Below are 21,189 nucleotides of genomic sequence, written 5' to 3' on the forward strand. Positions count from 1 at the left end.
TCTCTGTATAAATACGTAGTTTTCCGTACTTATCCTATCAATACTTACATAGTTATTAGAGCCAATGTAAAGATATCATACCTCTCAATCTCAGAGAATGCTAGACTTCCCAATAAAAATTTAAGGTCACCCTTAGATTTTTTGATTCCGCTATATATAAAGGACTACCGATCATAAATAGCCAACCACTAAGTTCACGATCAGACCGACGACTAGCTATTAGTAAAAAACTCCGATATATCTGTAGCAGGCATTTAACACAACTCAAAAAAAAATGTCGTTCTGGATGGGATTAGTTGAAATTAAGAGCAACAGGTAAAAACAGACATAGGGGGTCTGACATTGCAGATATGAGAGTTTAGAGTGGGCAAAGTCCTTAGTGGCGGCAAAGTTTTACACGACAATACCATTCACCGCCTATAGCCAGCATTCAACAGAAATCAGCCAGTGGCAAAAACCTCTGACTGATTTCTGTATTGGATTGTAAGATTTCGGAGTTGTGAGCGATGAATTTTCAGTTAAATACTTTCTAAGTTCCTCGTGGTTAAGGGTTCTTGGAGTCGCGAAGCCATCTCAAAAATCCCAACTATTTTGCTTCACAGCGCTGCAGCCACTCCTTATATTTTCTGGTTTCTGCTAGGGCTGGATTAATCCCAAACCAACGACCTTCTTGATCGCGGTATTCAAAGACAAACATACTTCGCAACAAGATTTGAGACTCTTCTTCGCCGGTTACACTTTGTCGCTGGACGACTTGAAATAGCAATTCCCATTCCATGTCATTGATGGCTCCCAAAAGGTCATCGCGATATTCTTGAATGACGCTTTCGAGGCATTCGCGAGAGAAGGGAGGGTCTTCGTGCTGCAAACAGCTATACAAAAGCATCAGTAGATTGCGAACGTGACCGCCACTAATCCGACAAAGCCGGTCTAAAGTTTCGGGAGAGTCAAAGACCTTGGAAATCAAATCAATGCGTTGATGGGGAGCAACTGCGGGGAAAGCTCTAGCTAATACTAGCTGCCGCAGCAGTGCCATTCCTTCAATGTGGTCGTCGCCCGATCGCATTTGCACCGGTACCATCGGCATCACCTTGGGCTTGACTCCAAATCGACTGGCGAGGCGGCCGAAGTCGTTGGAAAAAATCAAAGTCAGGGGAATCGTGTAGACAACGTGGCAATTAAGTTTTTTCAACTGTTCGCCACGGTCTAAAAACAAGTATTCTGGCTGGGTGCGTCCGCTGGGTTTGAGGGAGGCATCGAGGCGATCGAGGTTGTCAACGATGACTGCGAGCCCTTTTTTGCCTTGCTGCTTAAGTTCAGCGTTAGCTTTGGTGAGGAGTTCTTCGTTGATCGACTGCAAAATGCTGTTGGTGCGGGGTTCGAGATATTGCCTGAGTTGCGATCGCAGTTTGGGAGAGTCTTTAGTTTTAGCCGTAACTTTAGCAATGCCTATAGATAACTCGGCTTCCGCTGACAAATCTATGGGAGTCTGCAAAAATTCTGCCACTTCTGCAAACAGATTGGTAAAATAGCTCGGTCTGAGTTTGATTTTAGCGGATTCCATAGTTTCGCTGACTTGGCGGGCAATGCTCAGCAAAATATCGCTGATGTCTACGTCCCCCATGTCTAAGTCTTGGGAAGACTCGAAGTAGACAACGCAAAAATCCTCTTGCTCTAACTCTGCTTTTAGTCGAAACAATTCGGTAGATTTGCCACACCCGATATGTCCTGTAAATAGCTGACAGGTTGGCTGGTCAGGGGAGATGCGGGTAATGGTTCGCTGTAAAGATTCAATGATTTTGCCACCACGCACGGAACCAAAATCAATGTAGTATTGATAATCTCCTGGGTCTCCCGCAACAAGGGTCTTGCTCGGGTTGCAGGCTTTATAGAATCTGTCTAATTCGAGTGGGATCACAATTGAAGCCGAATAAAAGTTAATCGAAAGTCTAAACTTTCTTTCGTTGAGTTTAGTTTGATTTGTAACCTTTTGGCCTGTGGGGTAATGCCCTAAATACCCAAAGAACCTTGAGCTGGCAAGGGATTTTCCCGGAGCTGAAATTGGGATTTTTTAATTAATAATTTTTTATTACTTAGCGGGCTCAGTGATATTACTGATATTGGCAGGAGTCTGGGTAAATTTGCGGGGATCTGGTTAAATGGTAGGGGAAAACAGGGTTCAAGATAGAGCTTAAACAGTTTTGAATTTGTGTTAATCCTTAATTACTATATTGTCAAGACGTAGATGGCTAGTTTTGGAGCGGTTTCTCAAACAGAGTTAGGGCGCAGGCGCCAAAAGTTGCGACAGCAGAGGCGCGCTCGATTGGCGGCTGTTGTGTGGCAAATGCTGGCAGCGAGCGCAATGGCTGGAGGTTTGCTGTGGTGGATTGCTCAGCCGGCTTGGTTGATTGCCCGATCGGAACAAGTGAAGGTGGAGGGCAATCAGTGGCTGTCAGATAAGGCGGTGCGGTCTTTGGTGCCGCTGTCTTACCCACAGTCGCTGTGGGGGATTCAACCGCAGGCGCTGGCCCAAAAGCTGGAGTCAACGGGGCCAATCGCTAAAGCAAAGGTGACTCGTAACTTGTTTCCGCCGAGTTTGACTATAGAAGTGGCAGAACGCCTGCCAGTGGCGGTGGCGCAGCCGACTGCGGTGTTGAAATCGAACAGTGACAAGGAAAAAGTGGGGTGGCTGGACGCTCGCGGAGGTTGGATGCCGTCGGATAGTTATACTGCTGTACGATCGCAGAATAGTTCGATCAGCCCCGGCAGCATTCCGGGAACGCAGCCTCAGCGTTCTTTGCCAACTTTAAAAGTCATCGGGCCTTTGGAACAGTATCGCGCCTCGTGGCCGAAGTTTTACCAAGGACTCAGCGGCTTGACGGTGAAAGTATTTGAGATTAATTGGCAAAACCCGAACAACTTGATCTTGAAAACAGAGATCGGTACCGTACACTTAGGGCCGTACAGTGCCAGGACTGCGGAGCAACTTAAGGTTTTAGACCGAATGCGACAATTGCCAAAACAGCTAGATTCAAGCAAAATAGCCTACATTGACTTGAAAAATCCTGCTACGCCGATCGTCCATTTGCCAGAACTCCCCCCCAGTTTGGAGAGTTCAACTCCCGCACCCACTCGCCCCCAGAATTGATTCTGTGTCAACAGAAGGTACAAGGTATCGATCGATAGGCAGAATTTTTGCCCACCAGGATCGATAGGCAGGGCTTGCAATCAGCACAGTTTTTGGATAGCGCCCGCGTCTGGGGCTAGTATCAATTTTTTTTCCTTCTGCCTTGCTTAAAACTGCCTTAATCCGGTCAAGTACCTGGATGGCGTCAAGCGAGGTCTGGGCTAGCGAGATCGGCAAAATCCGAGATTGCTAACATTAAGCATCGACCAGTGTTAGTTTTTCGCGCAACTTAGCCTATAGTTGATTGTGAATTGGCGTTTAGTTAACAAGCTCTAATCTACTATCCCCGACTCTAATGAAGCTTAATAATAGACAGGGGTCTGACCAAGACAGTCCCCCTTCGGAAGAAGTAAAAAATTTTCCGGTGGCTGCAGATTCGGCCAATCCGTTTAGACGCAAGTCTGGTTATGTAAATGTAGATAGTATTGATATCGATCCTATGGTCAATCCCAAAGACATAATGCCCAGCAGTGCTGCCAAAATCAAAGTAATTGGCGTCGGCGGTGGTGGGGGCAACGCCGTTAACCGGATGATTGCCAGCGAGGTTTCTGGTGTCGAGTTTTGGTGCGTGAATACAGACTCCCAAGCTCTGGTTCTCTCAAATGCTCCGAAACGCTTGCAAGTCGGACAGAAGTTGACGCGCGGTTTGGGCGCGGGGGGCAATCCGGCGATCGGTCAAAAGGCTGCGGAGGAATCTCGCGACGAGGTTGCTAATGCTCTGAATCATGCGGATTTGGTATTTATCACAGCCGGCATGGGCGGCGGTACGGGCACAGGCGCGGCTCCGATCGTGGCTGAGGTGGCTAAGGAAATGGGCGCCTTGACTGTGGGCATAGTAACGCGACCTTTTACATTTGAGGGACGGCGGCGCACCAGCCAAGCTGAAGAAGGGATTGCGGCTTTGCAAACCCGGGTGGATACGCTGATCGTGATTCCTAACGACAAGCTGCTGTCTGTGATTTCGGAACAAATGCCGGTGCAAGAGGCTTTTCGAGTTGCTGACGATATCCTGCGCCAAGGGGTTCAGGGTATTTCTGACATTATTACTATTCCCGGTTTGGTGAATGTTGACTTTGCTGACGTGCGGGCAGTAATGGCGGATGCGGGTTCGGCTTTGATGGGCATCGGCGTGGGTTCTGGCAAGTCGCGGGCTCGGGAGGCTGCGATGCAGGCTATTTCTTCGCCTCTGCTGGAAGCTTCGTCTATTGAGGGCGCTAGAGGTGTGGTGTTTAACATCACTGGCGGTACTGACATGACTCTGCACGAGGTGAATGCGGCGGCTGAGACGATTTACGAGGTTGTCGATCCGAATGCCAATATTATTTTTGGAGCGGTGATTGACGAGCGGCTTCAGGGCGAAATTAAGATTACTGTGATCGCTACTGGTTTTTCGGGAGAAGTTCCGTCGCCTCCGCCTCAGGGGCGGACGCAAAATGTTAATGCTCCTTGGCGGGCTGCAACTGCGCCGACGACTCCTGCTCAACAGACGCCCGATCCGAAATCGAAACCGCCCCAGGATTTGGGATTGGATATTCCTGAGTTTTTGCGTAACCGTCGCCCGCCGAGATAATTGTGGATTTGGGATTTTGGATGGCGGATTAAATCTAAAATCTAAAATCTCAAATCTCAAATTTCTAGGGTTTGCCCTGGTTCGGGTTCGAGGAGTTGGGTGGAGAGTCCCGATTTTGCTAGTAAATCGCGAAATTCGGGGATGCTGCCGACCGATCGCACTAACATTGGTAAAATGCCTGTGGCTCGGATGTCTCCCGCCGCTGTAGGCAGGAAAAACCGAGGTTTCAGTGTTTGGGCGAGACTGAGGGCTTGTTTTGGGCCCATAATGACTTGTCCGAGGAATGGGAAGATTTGACCGATGACTGGGGCGATGGCTACGTCTACTGTTTCTATTTTCTGTTTAACTTTGTCTAATGGCGGCAGGTGCGGTTCGAAATAAAGTGTCTCGCCGCTGCTTAAATCTTTGAGCAAATAGCCGTTTTCTTCCTGTCCGGGCCCGATTTCGGCTCCGGGTACGGCGGTAATTTGTAATATTTCTTTAAATTTAAACTCTTGCCAATTTGCTAAAGATGTGATATTGGTGTACCCTAAACTGCTGAGGACTTTGGCTGCGGTGGGTGAGGCGATCGCGGGAATTGTGCGATCGAGCAGTTCGAGTGTTGGTTTGTGACAGTGGTCGTCTAATCCTTGGGAAATCAGGATTAGGTCGATCGGCGGTAAGGTGCTGGGAGTGAAGGCTACGGGGGTGTTGTGGTAGGCGGTGAACAGCCAGGGTTGACCGTAAAACACGAGGGGATCGATTAGCCAAGGATCGACGAGCATGGTTTGGCCTGCGATGTGGAAGATCCAAGAGTTGAGGTCGATTCGGGTGATTTTCACAGTTGTTTGCAATAATTCTTTACATTCGCTTTAATCATAGCTAATTTTGTTTGGGAATTTTAACCCCTTCGGAAGCACAGGCGGGACGCCCGTGCCACGATGAACCCAGATATTATTGGGATGTGTCTGTGTTTATCTGCGGTTGAAAAAAGATGATTAAATCGAAGATTCCTGTGGCTTTGACTGTGGCTGGTTCGGATAGTGGCGGCGGGGCCGGAATTCAGGCGGATTTGCGGACTTTTGCGTTTCACTGCGTGCACGGTACGAGTGCTTTGACTTGCGTGACGGCTCAAAATACTTTGGGGGTGATGCGAGTTGATGCTTTGTCTGCTGAGGCTGTGGCGGCTCAAATTGAGGCGGTGGTTGGGGATATTGGGGTGGATGCTATGAAGATTGGGATGCTGCTGAATCGGGAAATTATGGCGGCGGTGGCTTCACAGGTTGAGGTTTTGGGAATAGGGAATTTGGTTGTCGATCCGGTGATGGTTTCACGATCGGGCGATCGATTGATTGATGACGGGGCGATCGCGTTTTTGCGGGATGTTTTGATTCCTTTGGCTGCTGTCGTGACTCCCAATCGGTTTGAGGCTCAGATTTTGAGCAGTTTGGAGATTGTTTCTCTAGACGATATGCGATCGGCGGCGCAGCAGATTTACCGATCGGGTGCGAAGGCTGTTTTGGTGAAAGGCGGCGGGATGGCGGGAGATTTGCGGGGAATTGATGTTTGGTTTGACGGTATGCGGTTGGATGTGTTGAAGACTGAAAATGTTGATACTCCCAATACTCACGGAACTGGTTGTACTTTGAGTGCTGCGATCGCTGCTAATTTGGCTTTGGGTAAAGATTTGTTTACAGCGGTGACATTGGCTAAGGATTATGTTACTACTGCTCTCAAATATGCTTTGGATATAGGGGAAGGCCAAGGGCCAGTAGGTCATTTTTTCCCGCTTTTACTGAAATAAATTGTGAACTCATCCCTTCTCTTCCCTTCTTCCTTCGCGTCCTTTGCGTCTTCGCGGTTCGTTTAATTTCTTAATTTTTCAGGCGAAAGAGCGATCGCCACCAAGTCTTCGATTTTCTTAATATTCGGATCGCCCGCCAAATAACCAATCCCTCGGTGCAAGTGCAGGCGAAACTGTTTGGCTAGAGTTTCTTTTTCTGTGCCTAAATTGTCTTGGTGACACCGCTGTTTGAGGACCATTATCAAGATATCGGCCATGTCGCCGCCGAAGACATCCCAGCTTAATTCGACGTTGCTGTCGCTGGGAATTGGTACTGGGGATGGGATGCTGGGTTCGGCGAGCGATCGGCAAAATCCCCACCGACACAGGATGTTCCACTGGTCAATCTTGGTCGATCGTTTCAGTTTTGATAGTTGGTCTTTGCCTGTTTGGGAGAGGCGGATGCGATCGACTGGTGGTTCCATGAGTTTGAGATTGTTTGGTATATTGTAAAAAGTGTTAATATTGGGGAAGCAAAGCCCCTAGATAACGAGAAATAATTAACATTTTTTTACACGGCGCGACTTGATAAAAACGCTTTTTTTTGGTATTGTATTTCTAGTAGGATTTATCCTTAATAATGGGATGGTGGCAAAAATAAAATTTTCGCAACCATCCCATTATGCTATATATACTACCGCAACTCCCCAGCAAAGTCAAGGGGGTTGCGCTATTTTTTAGGGCGAATTTTTATTCCCAGAAGTAACCTTTCTCCACGGTGGTTTGGTGTTTGGCGGAGTCGTATTTGAGGAGGTAGCTGTGGGCGATCGCCTCTAATTCTTGGAGTTTTTCGTATTCTACTTTGCTAATTTCCGTGTCGGTAGAAAGCAGGATGACTTGGTGGCTGGCCGAGGGGAAATAGCGTTCCACTAGGTTGTTTCTGTGGGAGGAGTCGAGGCGGCCCAAGGGAGTGTCGATCGCCACTGGCAATTGTCTCCCGGATACTCTAGCTAATCCCCACAAAAAGGCGATCGCCAGCAATTGTTTTTCCCCGGCTGAAAGTCGGTGTTTGGGTACCGGTTTGCCTTCTGGATCGTAAATGGAGAGGCTAAATGTTTGAGTATCGATCGCTACTCTGTGCACGAGGTCGGTTTTGTGCAACAGGTAGCGGAAACAGTCGGTAATTTCTATTTCGAGTTTGTTGAGTTTTTTGAGGGTGAGTTTTTCTTTAAAGAGTTTCAGGGTGGCTTGGGCTTTGGCGATAGAAGCGATGACGTGTTGGCTGTTTCTGATGGTGATGTATTCGCTGCTGTAGTTTTCTAGTTCTTTTTGGTTTTTGGCTAATTCTTTCTCTAATTCATCGACGCGGCGGTTGGCTGATTCGCAGGCTGCGGCTGCGATAGCGACTGCTTTTTGGGCTTTCCTGACTTCTTCTTCTAGTTTTTCGTAGGCTTCGGGGGAAGCTGCGGCTGCGAGTTGTCTGTCTGTGAAGTCGATTTCTGCTTCGATGCTTTTGATTTCTTCTATTTGGTCGCGGGCTAGAATTTGCTGGGCTTGGATTTGGTAGCTAAGCAGGTTTTCTAGTTGCTGGATGCTGTTGTTGTCGGCGTTCATCCAGGGCGGGGAGTCTGTTCCGGCTTGATGTTCGAGTTCTTGGTTTTCTTGGCGGATGAAGTCTTGAATTTTATCTAGCTGTTGGGGATTTAACGAGATTTCCGCGATATAGTTGAGAAGGCGATCGCTTCTTTGTTTGATAACATTTTGGGCAATCTTTGCTTGCTGCTGGCTGGCTTCTGTTTCTGCTTGCGTTTTTGCTTCACTTAGCAAGGGCGAAACTAAGGCTAGTGGTAGCGTATTTGACGCCAATTCCATCATGGCTTGACGGGTTTTGTCTGCCTGATTTCTGTAGTCGTTTAGTTGTCTGTCTAGTTGACTGCGATCGGCGGCAATTTTCCCGCCTTCATAGATAAATTTGTCTGATGCTTGTTGCTGATTTTTTTGAGCTTTATCTAATTCGTTTTTAAAGCTGGCTTGTTCTTGCTTAGCTAACTCTATTTCATCAGTAATTTTCTGAAAAGTTTGTTCAATTTTTTCTAAAGCCGCCAAGTCTTTTTTGCCAGCAATTTCTTTCCGCTTGCGGCCGGCTAAAATTTCTAAATCGACGGCGAGGCGTTCTGCAAGTTCCAAACCTAAAAGAGATTTAATCGCCCCGACGACAAACTCTGGCGGTGTTTCGAGTTCGGCGAGTTCTTTTACTTGTTCGCCGTCAAACAAAAATAGGTTGGATATTCCGACGGGCAAAAGAGTTTCGATGTATTCGTCCCAGGTGTTAGTAATTGCTTTGTCCGACCACCAATCGCTGACTATTTCGCTGTATATGAGAATGCTTAAGTTGTCTTTGATATCTAATTTTTTCCAGTATCTAACTATTTTGAATTGAGTTAATTTGTCATCTTGGACTTGTTCAAATGTTAGTTCGACGCGGGTATCTTCTAATGGGGGTGTGTGGCGGTTGACGCATTGATTGAGAAAGTCGCTGTAGCTTAAATTGCCTCTGGTGGAACATTGGGCGCGGCCACCGTAGAGGGCGAGGCGAATGGCATCCATGAGGGTGGTTTTGCCGCCGCCATTCATGCCGCCAAATAAAATGACTGGGCAGGGATTTCCGTCTTTTTCTGGGCGGAGATTGATTGTTTGGGTGCCTGCATAGGGGCCGAAGTTTTTGAGGACGAGTTCGAGGAATTGCATTGTAGATGTTGTCGGTGGTTGCTGATTTGTTTGGTAGGTACGTCAGCGATTGGGCTATCCATTATGTCGAAAATAATGATAGCTGACGCACCTTAGTAGGGGAAATTTTGATTTAACAGATTTAATCTTTGCTATTTTTATCTCCTACATCGGGAGTAGAAAATTTGATGTCTGCCCAAGATAGCTGTCGGCTTTGATTGCTGTTGCTTTCGAGTTCTTCTTTAAGTTTGGCAATATCAACGGTATCGTTTTTGGCGGAACTGTTGGTTTGGGCGATCGCATCTTTGAATTGCTGAATGTTTTCCGTCGGATTTGCTTTAATATCTTCCACCGCTTTTTTTAAATTGCGTTGATAGTGGGCGTTGCCAATCGCTTCTTCCTTCGATCGCGAACTGGTTTCAAAGCATTTGTCCAAATCGGCGTAAATGCCTGTACGGCGGGGCTTGGTGTAGTATTGGCGTTCTGTATCCAGGAGTTTTGCCATCAATTCGAGGTGCATTTTGTCCTCGCTGCAAATCTCTTCGATCGCAGTCCATTCATCGCTACCGAGGAGTTTTCTTTCAGCGGCGGGACGGGAATCTTCAAAAGGTTCGCCCGTGACTTCTTCGTAAATCCGGGGCAAACTGTCGTCAAATTCGTGCTTTTCTTCCAGCCAAATGCGGCGGATTTCGCTAAGTTCTTCAGGAGTAATTAAGGTGATATCGCGCATTTCTAGGGGGGCGGTTTTGCGGACGTGGGTTTGTGCTTCCAGGACTCGTCTCAGCCAGTGTTCTCGCCAGAATTTGGTGTAGGGCCCTGGGATGGGTTCGACGGAGGTTGTGTCGTCGCCCATGTTGCGTTCAAACAGTTCTACTCTACCGTAGATGCGGCGGAAGTCTCTTTTTGGGTGATCGTCTGGAATGTCTAATTCGTTGCGAATATCGAGTAGAGGCTGCATCCATTCTTTTTCCTCATCGTTTTGAATCATTGCCTCCATAGATTTATCTTGGCTTACCATTGTGCAAACCCAGCAGCCAAAGCGAGAATTTCCACAACTAGGGGTGGAAGTATCAACCACTAGAGGACATTCATTATCTGCTGTCGCACCTCGATACATAGTTAGCAAATCTTTGTTGTTATTTCCCCACGGATTATCCCACTGCATCAAGTAAAGCCACACTTCATCTGTTCGCCAGTCTTCAATGGGAAGGTAAATATAAGAGTTAGGGCGAGTGGGATTAGCATTAAGGCGTTCGCTTACCCGCCACTCCCTATGTTTAGCCATATTTGCGGCGCGTTTAGCACTTTCAGCCTTGCGAGTACCTAGAACAAGAATTACCTCGCCGCTAGTTCTAATTATTTCACGAATAAAAGAACCAGTTGGTTGTATTTTTAATCGTTCCGTACACCATCTAAATCGGTTTCTAGGTGCTGGGTATCCTTTACCTATTAAGCACGCCCAAAAGGTATCTTGAACGGCTGGATAAGTTAAATGAGTTTCTATTGGCATTCCCTGTTCTTGGGCTGCAACTTTCATCCGTTTTAGAGAATTATGTACTCCAGCAGCTACTATAGGGTTTTCTACCAGTGTATCATTTGTTAAAACATGAATTTTTTTGTGGCGTTTCTCAATTGGTAACTCTGCAATGGCATACCAGACAAGCTGTAAGACTGCCGAACTATCTTTGCCACCACTCCAACCGATTACAAGTGGGAGTTCATCTTGACAATAAAGTTCTTGAATTTCCTTTTTTAAAATTTCTATGTCTGCCATTAAATCGCCAATATTGCGGGGCGGAAATAGTGACATTTGTTGTAGATCATTCATTTTCTAGAACTCCGTTTTGATTTTAAAGTAAACACATTTTTGCGATGCCACTGAAGCGCATCTTTTCTCGGATAATATTGCTCGGAACTCGGCAAAAGAATAAGTTCGCCGTGAAACTCTTTCATTAATCTAGGGTGTGGTGAGTCCTCTTGTAAATCACTAGCAACTATAATCTGATAACGATCGTCAACAGCAAACCATCCTCGATCGAATGCCCAATGATGATTTTTACAGAGTGAGAGCCCATTATTTACTCTATTATCATAAAACTCTGAGAAGGGCTGGATATGTGCGCCATCTACAATACTTTGACTAAGTGAACGAGTAACTTTTAATCGACAAAAAGCACATCGGTAATCATACAAATGCACGATAGATTTACGAAAAACAGCCTCTCTAACCACAGAGTTTTTTAAATACACCTTTGGTTGTCTATCTGTATTACCCGATTCAATAGTATCTAATTCAGCCAATGTTGAATCTTGAAAAGACTGGTTAATCTTTAAAATATCTTCAATTTGTTTATTGGTAGATGAAAACCAGACCGAGATCAGTACATCTATTAATTCTTTTCTGGCATTCCTATCTTGCAAAAGACTAAATAGTTCATCGTCAATTATTGCACTGTCAACAGCTTTTTTTAAGGTATTGATTGTTTGAGGTCGCCCTCCTTCATATTGTTCGCTAAATTTAAGATACCAAAATCTAGGTTCTTTGTTTTTTAAGTGATAAAAGGGAAGAGGAAAAGAATCACCCTTTAAAGGATTAGAAGTCAGCGCCGACCAATTTTTGTTGAAGGTGTTAATTAATTCCTCGGAAATGGTAATGTGGTTCTCCTTGATGAAACCTTGTGCAATTAAATCAGTGACAGACAATAGCAGTATTGGCTGATTTAGAGCATCTCCGCGTTGTTGTGTACGGTTGACATTAAGATTTGCAAAACAATTGCGATAATAAGCTAAATTTTTATATTCTGACTCCTGCCCCGTACTCACTGCTCCCTCCTGCTATGATTAAATATAATCCAGTCTTAAATTTTACACGATTTTTCAAAACCTTTATCCATTGTGACCCGGGCGTCCCGCCTGTGCCGCATCTGCGGTTTCCAAACCCAACCGATTTTTCAAATAATTAGTCATCCAACTAACAGTCGCCCTCGATCGCGAAATCCCCCCTTTCAACAAAATCCCACCCTCCCAATCAGGATTAGAAATCGACCAATCAACCTGCTGCAAAAGGCTCAAACGTTCCTCCCAACTCTCAGGAAAAACCGACAGCAAAGCGGCCCCAACTTCCCCCAAACACTCAAGCACAACACTGTGACAGTGTACGCAATCCCGGCGCATTTCCCCCGCCGCAACTTGCTTGTGCAGAACTAATTGCCAATCTGGAATAAAACTGCAAACCGCATTCCAATAACTAACCGCTAGTTGTATTTTTTGAGCAAGTTCTTCCTCTTTCTGTTCTTTTTTGGTGCGAGAACCAGAGGGTTTTGCCTGTTCGCTGCCGTGAATATTAGACAGCAAAGCCACGATCGCACGATCGATCGCACTCAGCGCAAACAATTTGGGCGATCGCCCGTTCAAACTCCCCCTCTCCATCTCAGTCAAACACCGGAAAACCTCAACCTGCTTAACAACAGCCTTCACCACAAAAGCGCGATCGTCCCGGTGATTGTAAAGTAGACTGAGTGACGACTCCAAAGGAACTTGAAAATTATTCAAATCAGCAAACATCTGCTGCGATTTTTCCAACCCAACATCGAGAAACAAAATCAGCGCCACCGTCTCATATCCCAACTGCGGATTTTCCCTCAAAGCCATCTCAAAAGCCGCACGGCGATGCTGTCCGTCATTAATAGTAAATTTAGCATCCATCGGCACCCGCAAGCGACCGATTTTCCTTTCCTCCGCCTCATTTCCCACTGCTTCAAAAGTAATATCCGCATCAATCGAAGCAGCAATTGCCCCACAAGTATAATTTGTAGGATTTTTAACAAAATAATCAGCAATTTCGGGAATCCTAGCTTTGTTCAGCGCGCGTTTCACCCGCATAGACGGCGGCAAATCTTCAGATTCAAAGGGAAACAATTTCGGCAAAAAACGCACCGGACACATCGACACGTAATATTCGCGGCCCGCTTGAATTCCCCGGATCACCGGCAAAATGTATTCAAAGGAAGGAGTAGACATATTTTAGAATGGGGCATGGGGCATGGGGCATGGGCATAGAAATTAGGTATTAATAGCTATTGACTTCTTGCAAATTTTATGAATAAAAGGTGGTCTAGTAGGGCCTAATTTAAGTATTTCACAATGTTTTTTTAAAAACAAGTGTTGACATAAAGTTTAATATATGATATTTTTTGAAAAAATAGCTTAATTATATAAAAACCGCCGATGACTACCAACCCAGCGGATGACCTCGCTAGCAAAATTTTAGAAAAAGAAAATAGCGACAGACAGGAAATCGCACTTTTATTAGATAATTATTTAGGAAAGGACGATCGCATTTTCGTACAAAAAACCCAGATGGGAAACAGCGAAGCATACATCGGTTCAGTCACCCTAGAATGGTTAGACTCTCGCGTCCGTTTCGCCTCCCAAATGCCGCTTTTCCGCCAAAAATTCGACCTCCAAACCAACAACATCGTCCGCGACGACGAAACGATTGACGAAATTATCCAGCGTCCCTTAGATTGGTCGCGCCAAGCAGCCCTCACTCAATACTTAGCAGCCCGAAAATCGCATAAATTCCCCGCAGTTTTAGTAGTCGTCAGTCCCCCGTGGGTAGATAATCCTTTAGCCGAGGAATGGGATAAAAATGGCGTAGCAACCAAATCGGCTGCTGAATTTACATCCTTTGACAAAAACGAGAACTTAGGGCTTTTGGATGTCTCTCAAAAAGTTTCAATTTTTGCCTTAGACGGCCAGCATCGGCTGATGGGAGTTCAAGGTTTAATGAGTTTAATTAAAACCGGAATCCTGCAAAGATACAACAAAAATAAAAAACCTGTCGGCGCTGCAATTACTCTGGAAGATTTAGCAGAAGAGTATCAAATTGACCCCGAAACAGTGTATAAATTAGCTCACGAAAAAATCGGGATTGAGTTTATCCCGGCGGCGGTAGCGGGGGAAACGCGACAGCAAGCACAACGGCGCGTGCGATCGATCTTTGTGCACGTTAACCTAATGGCGGTAACGCTGAGTCAGGGACAGCTAGCATTATTGAACGAGGACAACGGATTTGCGATTGCAGCCCGAAAAATTGCCGTCACCCATCCCTTATTAAAAGAACAAGATGACAGAAACCCCCGCGTCAATTGGGACAGCGCCACAGTCGCAGCCAAATCAACTGTCTTAACCACATTGCAAGCGCTGCAAGATATGTCCGAACGGTATTTAGAATACAAATTCCCTCATTGGAAGCCGGAACGAAAAGGTTTAATTCCCATGCGTCCCGAAGATGAAGAACTAAAAGAGGGAATAGAAGAGTTTAAAAAATTGTTCGATCATTTAGCAACTTTGCCCAGCTATCAAAGGATTGAAAGTGGGGAAGAAACGGCAGAATTGCGCCGATTTAGTTTTGAAAAGCCAGGTGGCGAGGGAAATATTTTGTTCCGTCCAGTCGGTCAAATTGCTTTAGCTAATGCTTTGGGAATTCTAGTATTTAGAAAGAAACTTTCCCTGAAATCTATTTTCGATAAACTCCGCAGGTACGATGTGGATGAAGGATTTAGCCACATGGATAATCCTGAGTCTGCGTGGTACGGGATTTTGTACGATCCGAACAAAAAGCGAATGCTAGTTTCTGGAAAGGATTTAGCGACGAAGTTAATTGTATATTTGGTGGGGGGAATTCAGGACGATATGGATCGAGCTCATTTGCGGCAAGCGGTGGCGGAAGCGAGGACTTTTGAGGATAAAGCTGTTAGTTTTAACGGCCGATTTGTGCAGCCGCAAGAGGTAGGATTGCCGCCGGTGCTGAGTTGATTTTATAGTTGCAGATAAGCGCCCATAAACACTTATTCTGCAACTGGGTGGTAAACAGCATCGCGTTCGTATAATGTTCCGCTTCACCCGCCGCTAGTAACCTCTTCAACCCAACAGACCACCTTGATACGGTTCGTAGCAAGTCATCAGGATAAATCAAACAACGCTATCTCGATCTTGCTACCTTTCCTCTTCTTCAAAATGGATAAACTCAAGCTTAGAACTTATTCTGCAACAGGTTTTTCTCTACTTGTAAACACTACCAAAAAGATAAGTATTGTCGCCAGAACCAAAGACGAGCCGATAGTGCCAAATCCAAGACCACCTTTTTCATGGGTTTTTGTAAGAACGTCACCTACTGTCGCACCAAGAGGACGGGTGAGGACAAACGCAACCCAGAACAATAGGACTTTAGAAATGCGGGTATAAAATGCGGCGATTATTACAAGTCCCAACAAAGCAGAAATGAGAAGCGCTCCTCCTGCAAAACCAAGGCCGGAACTATCGGCTAAGAAATCACCCAGAGCGGTACCTAATGTGTTGGAAACCAGAATGGCAGTCCAATAAAGCAGTTCAACTTTAAATGTTTTGACATCGTTAACAGATAGGGAGCCGAACCTAAAGCGCCAAAATGCTAAAATCGCTAGCAAAGTGGTAATTAGAATGAAAGAACCTGTGGCGTAGCCCAGTCCTAAAGTGCGATCCATAAAGTCTGACATCGTTGTGCCGGCAGTGCTGGTTGAGAGGATGACAGTCCAATAAAGTAACGGGTTATATTTTTTTGACCCAAGTTGAGCTACCACAGAAATCAAAAACAGCCCAATCAAAATAATAGAACTGACAGCATAGCCTACATTCAGTGTCATGGATAAAAGATCGCCTGCCGTTTCCCCCAGAGTGGTGGCACAAATCTTCATTATCCAAAAATAAAGGGTGATTTGGGGAAGTTTACTCATTTTGACCTCTCATGTCCTTTCAATAGTTAAGTATAGAATTTTTTCCCCCCGAAATGTGGTGTCCAAGCCAATTTTTGTCAAAACAGGATAGGAACAACTCTCACAATCGGGCTTTTTTTAACAACATCAGTTCTGCTTCAATAGGCCAACGATCGGACTCTGTTGCCTCTAAAACCGAACTCCATTTAGAACCCCAATACTTTGTTCGCCTGCACATAGCTTCGGCAATTTATCACAAACTTTTAAGCGTCGGCTATATTTGACCCAAAACAAATTGGTCACACGCCCCCGGATTTATCCGCCGGATGGCTTTAAAATATAAAATATAAAATATAAAATCGGATGACTTGTTAGATGGCTAACTGTCGCTATTTCTTGCGGCTTCTAACTTGCGGCGAATTGCGGCTTGAACTTTCCGATCAAAATCGGGAGCGCCGGGGCTGGCAATATTTTTGTTAAAATTACAGTTTTTCTCGTCCTCTAGATTTGCGATCGCACGGCGTGACAAAGTTAATCGAGTCAGTGGAGTAGAAACTGCACTGACTCGATCGCTCCTTTCGCCCATTCAAGATATGCGATCGCACTCTAGGTTGCAAAGTTTATTTGCTCAAGGTGATGTCACCGACTGGTTGATTCCCGCGATCGCACGGCGCCTCAGCTTGACTTTAGGGATAATTCGTCAAAATCAAAAATTCGGATGCTGGAAGCGGTTGGATCTCGACATAGGCAGTCCCATTTTGTCGCTGCACTGACACCGTTGATCCCACCTGATGAGCACCAGTGTAACCCGGATTCCCTACTTGGGCCGTATTCAGAATTACCGTCATTGAACTCCCGATCGGGTTGAGATTGGCATCCACTAACACTCTCGCTCCTCGATTATCCGTTCCATGACTGTTTAGCACACAAACCGCTTCTTCATCGTCTAAAACCCGCGACCAACCAATAATTTCTCCACTCAGTCCGTGCTCGCCAAAGGGCAAGTTCAAGAAGGGAATCGCGGTTGGTCGCAAATACTGTCGTCCCAAGCGCAGCACAGGGAACTTTTTGCGGAGTGCCGCCATTGCCGCAATCCGAACATAGACAGGGTGATTCGGGTCGAAACAGTGAGCACCCGCTGTCCCAAACGGCCCAAAGCCGGGTAAGTTTTCATCGATGGCTTGTAGTCCTGCTACACCCGATTGCCGGGGATGCGAGGGGCCAAACATTGCTTCCCGCAAATAGCGATCGGATCGCTTCCAGTCTGGCAACCACTTGCGTTCAGACGGTTCTGGCCCCGCCAATGCCTGCTCGGTTCCCGCGTAAATGCAAGGAATCCCCAACGTGAACAGTTGCAATCCCACTCCCGCAATCACCTGATGATCCGATGCGGCTTCACTGGAAAAGCGGATTTTGTCACCAAATACATGATCGTGATCGTCCAAAATTGAAACATGGCGCCGCCCGAGATTCCGGTGCGACCCCATTACAGCGTTCATTGGATCGAACCCGTTAAAGTAGGCTGTTGGAGCCATGAGCCCTTTAGCAACCTGGTTAAGATTTCCCCGCATCTCCCCGATATCGAGAGCCGCGTTGAGATTCTGCCCCACCACATCCAGATAACGGTCTTCGTTGAAGTCTCCGCCTGCTATTTCTCCTACCAAAAAGAAGTCACTCTTACCCAGATTGGCCGCAAACTCCTTAATCGTCCCGCAGAAATTTCGGGCTTGCTCGTAGGTAACGTGCTTGAGCGTATCAATCCGAAAGCCATCGCAGTCTGTCAGGGCGATCCAGTATTTATAACACCGGGCTAAATATTCTAAGAGATGGGGATAGTCCAACTGGAAATCGCGCAGGGTAATGAAATCCGAACGCCGGAATTCGGCATTGGGATCGTCGAGTTCCCCCCGCCCTAAATCGCCCTTTCCGGCACGAGTATAGCAATCTGGTTCCTGGAGTTCGATCGGCCAGACTCCTTCCGCCTCGGTTTGAGGTTGCCCCGCAATGGGTTGTCCCCGATCGCCTACCCACGAGCCAAACTGATACCAACCAGTTGTATAGGGTGGTTCCCATTCTCCCCCAGGGGTACCAGGAGCATAAAACCAGTTAGATCCTGAATGGTTAAAAATGATATCAAGGATAATGCGTAGCCCCTTGGAGTGCGCTTTATTGACCAGACTGACCAAATCTTGGCGAGTCCCAAAGCGAGGATCGACCTCTAGAAAATCTTGAATGCCGTAACCGTGATAGCTATCCAAGTGACCCCGTTGCTGAAAGATTGGCCCTACCCAGATCGTCGTCACGCCTAGTTGGTTGAGATAATCCAGCTTTGACTCTAATCCTTTGAGCGTCCCACCCTGCCAGCGATCGCCTCCGGATTCTGCCCACTTGTCAAATTGCCAAGACTGTCCATTCGGCAGATTAGGTCGGGCCTGATTGAGTTGCTGCCGATTAAGTAGAGGGCGTTTGTCTTCCTGACCATCGCTAAAGCGATCGGGTAAGAGAAAATAGAGGACTTCATTTCGCCAATCTGCAGAGGATGGAAAGTAACTCTCACGTCGGGGTAAAGAAAAGTTTTTTAAACTATCTGGGCGCTTCTTGGTTAGATTCTGATCCGCAAAGGTCATAGGAATTTCCTCAAGATTGGTGAATGGTGTTGCGGGCGTGAAACTTCTCTAATTTTCCAACGAAGACTACTTTGTCATCCCGTCCCCGTTGGCGGGCGATCGCCTCCTGGCAAAGTCGATCGGCTCAATGTCATTGAGCCTCCTGTGTGGTTCTGGCGATCGTGTTTAATCCTCCCAAGAAGCGATCGCCCCATCTTGCACGATAGGTTGAAGCTTTATAGTAACGTTGCTATAAAATAATTGGTCATCCGTTCTTTTTGTTTATTGCTGATGTCTGTGCGAGTCAGAGTTAAGGCTTGTTTTTCAGCTTCATTCAGCTTCTTGACACCCACAAAGTAGCGTTCGAGCGATTCTTTGTCAAGGGCGAGAGCATAGCCCCTTGACTGTCGGCTTATGTCTGACAATCTCAATTCAATGTAGTCGGACATCCTCGCAGCTTCTACTGCTTGCAATGCTTCCTCAAAGTCCCTAATAACTGTTTGCTTGGTAAATGCTGTTGTTTATAAGCTGTTACGCATTTAAATTGGAAAGTCGGGACAGGCTATAAGCCCGTCCCACAAGAGTTGTATTGATTTTTGACAGACAGTTTAAATGTAGAACAGCTTACTGCTTCATTTTAACAAAATTAATTCTGCTGCTATAGGCAAATGGTCAGACTCGGTTGCCTCCAAAACCGAACTCGATTTAGCACCCCAATGCTTTGAATACCAAATATAATCAATCCGGCAAACCGGATAATTTAATCTCCAATTCGACCTTTTTACCAAGAATTTAAGTTCCCAACCGTGAGGCCAGGTAAAACCCAACCCAAATCCAGATTTTCGGAAAGAATCTTGCATGACTTTCTGCACCCTGTCATAGTCTTGAGTTTCGTCTGTCATATTAAAATCCCCCGCGACAATTACTGGCAGAGTTTCTCGCTCAACTCGCTCCACTAAATCTTGAATTTCAGGCGAGCGTTTGTCATATTTGTAAACAGGAATTTTGAAAAGACGCAATTTTTTAGATTTGCTCAACCACGGCCCGGTAGCTTGCATATTATAAATCACTACTTCTTGTTCGTTAAATTTAATAATTGCCCGCTGCTGCGTTTCTGGATGGTCGGCTAAGTGCAGTATTTCGCTGGATACAATTGGGTATTTACTGAGAATTCCTACAGGGTGAGTGCCAATTTGATAGGGGTAGTCTGCTTTTAACCAGGTGAAAGCTCTTTCGGTATGTTTCTTAACGATTTCTTGTAAAAATATAATATCGGGTTTTTGCTGGTGAATTAGTTTAACTAAAGTAGGTGACTGCGTTGTATACCAACCGACGTTATGGGATAAAATTTTGATGCGGGGCTGCGAATTGCTGATGTTTATTGGTGCGGGAGAAAAGTATTTGATGTGCAGCCAACTTATTAGGAAAATGCAGGCGATCGCAGAAATAATAGTGAACCATCTTTTTTTGATAATTGACAATCCGATGATGGGAAGCAGGAAAGTTGGGAATAAAATTAAGGGGATAAAAGTGCTAATTAAGGCAATTATCGACAGTCTATCCCAAAAAATTAGTTTGAGAAGGAAATAACCGATAATAAATGCTGAGTAACTGTAAGCGAGAAATATTGCAGCTTGCTTTAAGCCTTTCTGGATTATATCTTTTGGTATGTGCTTCATTGGCAACCTATTAAAATAAGAACTTGCTTAAATCGAATTCTTCATTTGACCGATGTTGATTGTCTCTTTCCGAAATCAAAACTAACAAAAGGCGATCGGTATAATCCGCCGCGCCCCGCAACTCTTCGCGCAAAATTTCTAGTCCGCCATTAGCATATTCTTCAAAAATTTGCAAGCGTTCTGCTTCCAATTTTTCGTCGAGATGGGAGAGAATTTGAGGATTTTTGGTTTCGGCGATCGCAATTAACTTAATCGCCATATCGTAACCCCTGGATACAAAAATATCAACATCGATCGCACCGGGTTCTCGTTTGGAAATTTCACCCAAGGGCGATCGTTTTTTCCGCTGCTTTCCCAAGGCGGCGGCAAACGCGATGACATCGGCGTAAGTCTGAAATGGCGCGGAGTTGTTATCCGATAAAGTTAAGGATTTGACTAAATCGGCTTTATCTTTAGCAATTCTAATTCTGTTAGCAACCATTGAGATTAATATTTGATTTTTAACTGAGTAATTTGATTGATTGAGTAACCGCCGATTTGAGGCAGATAAACACAGATTAACGCAGATAATTTTCAGAATGTCCGTAATAACATAATTTTTTGGGTAAAACCTCCTCTGGCTTCCCGCCGCTTGATTTGTTCGACCAAAAGTCGATCGCCCGAAATGCCAAAACTCGCCATCACCGCATCTATCACCTCATACAAATCCGCCAATTCCGCCACCAAATTTTCCTCATCAGCATCCGCCGCTTCCCTCGCTTCTTCAATCAATTTCTGCAGCAAAGCTTGACGGTATTCTGCCTCCGCCAAAATTACAAACTCGCATTCATTCCCGCTTTTGCGAATAATTTCAGGAATGCGATCGCGCACCAACTTATGATACTCTTTTTTCACGTCAAACTC

Annotated in this window: 18 protein-coding genes; 4 read left to right on the forward strand and 14 right to left on the reverse strand. The window is 45.8% G+C overall.

Going from position 1 to position 21,189, the window contains the following annotated elements; translation table 11 throughout:
* Nucleotides 1–586 precede the first annotated feature (586 nt).
* Nucleotides 587–1,918, reverse strand: a complete 1,332-nt coding sequence (locus tag QUA40_RS06255) for a P-loop NTPase fold protein (protein ID WP_333122884.1) — start codon at nt 1,916–1,918, stop codon at nt 587–589.
* Between the two features lie 327 nt (nt 1,919–2,245).
* Here QUA40_RS06255 and QUA40_RS06260 point away from each other — a divergent pair, with 327 nt between their 5' ends.
* Nucleotides 2,246–3,148, forward strand: a complete 903-nt coding sequence (locus QUA40_RS06260) for an FtsQ-type POTRA domain-containing protein (RefSeq protein ID WP_333122887.1) — start codon at nt 2,246–2,248, stop codon at nt 3,146–3,148.
* Between the two features lie 334 nt (nt 3,149–3,482).
* The gene (ftsZ, locus tag QUA40_RS06265) at nt 3,483–4,757 is read left to right on the forward strand and encodes a cell division protein FtsZ (protein ID WP_333122889.1); all 1,275 of its coding nucleotides are present in this window, start codon (nt 3,483–3,485) and stop codon (nt 4,755–4,757) included.
* 56 nt (nt 4,758–4,813) lie between these two features.
* On the opposite strand, the gene QUA40_RS06270 is transcribed toward ftsZ, so the two are convergent.
* Nucleotides 4,814–5,578 carry an MBL fold metallo-hydrolase gene (locus QUA40_RS06270; protein WP_333122892.1) on the reverse strand — a complete coding sequence of 255 codons (765 nt, stop codon included), beginning with the start codon at nt 5,576–5,578 and terminating at the stop codon, nt 4,814–4,816.
* Nucleotides 5,579–5,730: 152 nt separating this feature from the next.
* Between QUA40_RS06270 and thiD the strand changes: the two genes are divergently transcribed.
* Complete coding sequence (gene thiD, locus QUA40_RS06275) at nt 5,731–6,540, forward strand: bifunctional hydroxymethylpyrimidine kinase/phosphomethylpyrimidine kinase (protein WP_333122895.1); 810 nt, start codon at nt 5,731–5,733, stop codon at nt 6,538–6,540.
* 62 nt (nt 6,541–6,602) lie between these two features.
* On the opposite strand, the gene dndE is transcribed toward thiD, so the two are convergent.
* The 5 genes from dndE to dndB all read right to left on the reverse strand — a co-directional run bounded on the left by dndE (nt 6,603) and on the right by dndB (nt 13,266).
* Nucleotides 6,603–7,004, reverse strand: a complete 402-nt coding sequence (gene dndE, locus QUA40_RS06280) for a DNA sulfur modification protein DndE (RefSeq protein ID WP_333122898.1) — start codon at nt 7,002–7,004, stop codon at nt 6,603–6,605.
* Between the two features lie 265 nt (nt 7,005–7,269).
* Nucleotides 7,270–9,267 (reverse strand): DNA sulfur modification protein DndD, encoded by a 1,998-nt coding sequence (dndD, locus tag QUA40_RS06285; protein WP_333122900.1) that lies wholly within the window; start codon nt 9,265–9,267, stop codon nt 7,270–7,272.
* Between the two features lie 121 nt (nt 9,268–9,388).
* Nucleotides 9,389–11,074 carry a DNA phosphorothioation system sulfurtransferase DndC gene (gene dndC, locus QUA40_RS06290; RefSeq protein WP_333122902.1) on the reverse strand — a complete coding sequence of 562 codons (1,686 nt, stop codon included), beginning with the start codon at nt 11,072–11,074 and terminating at the stop codon, nt 9,389–9,391.
* Nucleotides 11,071–12,069, reverse strand: coding sequence for an HNH endonuclease (locus QUA40_RS06295; protein ID WP_333122904.1), 999 nt, complete (start codon nt 12,067–12,069; stop codon nt 11,071–11,073). The genes dndC and QUA40_RS06295 overlap by 4 nt, the downstream gene beginning before the upstream one ends.
* Nucleotides 12,070–12,132: 63 nt before the next feature.
* Nucleotides 12,133–13,266, reverse strand: a complete 1,134-nt coding sequence (dndB, locus tag QUA40_RS06300; RefSeq protein ID WP_333122906.1) for a DNA sulfur modification protein DndB — start codon at nt 13,264–13,266, stop codon at nt 12,133–12,135.
* Between the two features lie 207 nt (nt 13,267–13,473).
* Here dndB and QUA40_RS06305 point away from each other — a divergent pair, with 207 nt between their 5' ends.
* Nucleotides 13,474–15,066 (forward strand): DGQHR domain-containing protein, encoded by a 1,593-nt coding sequence (locus tag QUA40_RS06305; RefSeq protein WP_333122909.1) that lies wholly within the window; start codon nt 13,474–13,476, stop codon nt 15,064–15,066.
* Between the two features lie 224 nt (nt 15,067–15,290).
* Here the strand turns inward: QUA40_RS06305 and QUA40_RS06310 are convergent, their stop codons facing one another.
* The 7 genes from QUA40_RS06310 to QUA40_RS06340 all read right to left on the reverse strand — a co-directional run bounded on the left by QUA40_RS06310 (nt 15,291) and on the right by QUA40_RS06340 (nt 21,180).
* On the reverse strand, nt 15,291–16,022 hold the full coding sequence (locus tag QUA40_RS06310) for a hypothetical protein (RefSeq protein ID WP_333122911.1): 732 nt from the start codon (nt 16,020–16,022) through the stop codon (nt 15,291–15,293).
* A 358-nt stretch (nt 16,023–16,380) separates the two neighbouring features.
* The gene (locus QUA40_RS06315; protein WP_333122913.1) at nt 16,381–16,587 is read right to left on the reverse strand and encodes a hypothetical protein; all 207 of its coding nucleotides are present in this window, start codon (nt 16,585–16,587) and stop codon (nt 16,381–16,383) included.
* A gap of 100 nt (nt 16,588–16,687) precedes the next feature.
* Nucleotides 16,688–18,628, reverse strand: coding sequence for an alpha-amylase family glycosyl hydrolase (locus tag QUA40_RS06320; RefSeq protein ID WP_333122915.1), 1,941 nt, complete (start codon nt 18,626–18,628; stop codon nt 16,688–16,690).
* 215 nt (nt 18,629–18,843) lie between these two features.
* On the reverse strand, nt 18,844–19,080 hold the full coding sequence (locus QUA40_RS06325) for a hypothetical protein (protein ID WP_333122917.1): 237 nt from the start codon (nt 19,078–19,080) through the stop codon (nt 18,844–18,846).
* A 159-nt stretch (nt 19,081–19,239) separates the two neighbouring features.
* Nucleotides 19,240–20,286 (reverse strand): endonuclease/exonuclease/phosphatase family protein, encoded by a 1,047-nt coding sequence (locus QUA40_RS06330; RefSeq protein WP_333122920.1) that lies wholly within the window; start codon nt 20,284–20,286, stop codon nt 19,240–19,242.
* Nucleotides 20,287–20,296: 10 nt separating this feature from the next.
* On the reverse strand, nt 20,297–20,767 hold the full coding sequence (locus tag QUA40_RS06335; RefSeq protein WP_333122922.1) for a DNA phosphorothioation-associated protein 4: 471 nt from the start codon (nt 20,765–20,767) through the stop codon (nt 20,297–20,299).
* A 92-nt stretch (nt 20,768–20,859) separates the two neighbouring features.
* Nucleotides 20,860–21,180, reverse strand: a complete 321-nt coding sequence (locus QUA40_RS06340; RefSeq protein WP_333122925.1) for a nucleoside triphosphate pyrophosphohydrolase — start codon at nt 21,178–21,180, stop codon at nt 20,860–20,862.
* Between the last annotated feature and the right edge of the window lie 9 nt (nt 21,181–21,189).

This window comes from Microcoleus sp. Pol11C3, from assembly GCF_036701485.1.
GTDB lineage: Bacteria > Cyanobacteriota > Cyanobacteriia > Cyanobacteriales > Microcoleaceae > Microcoleus.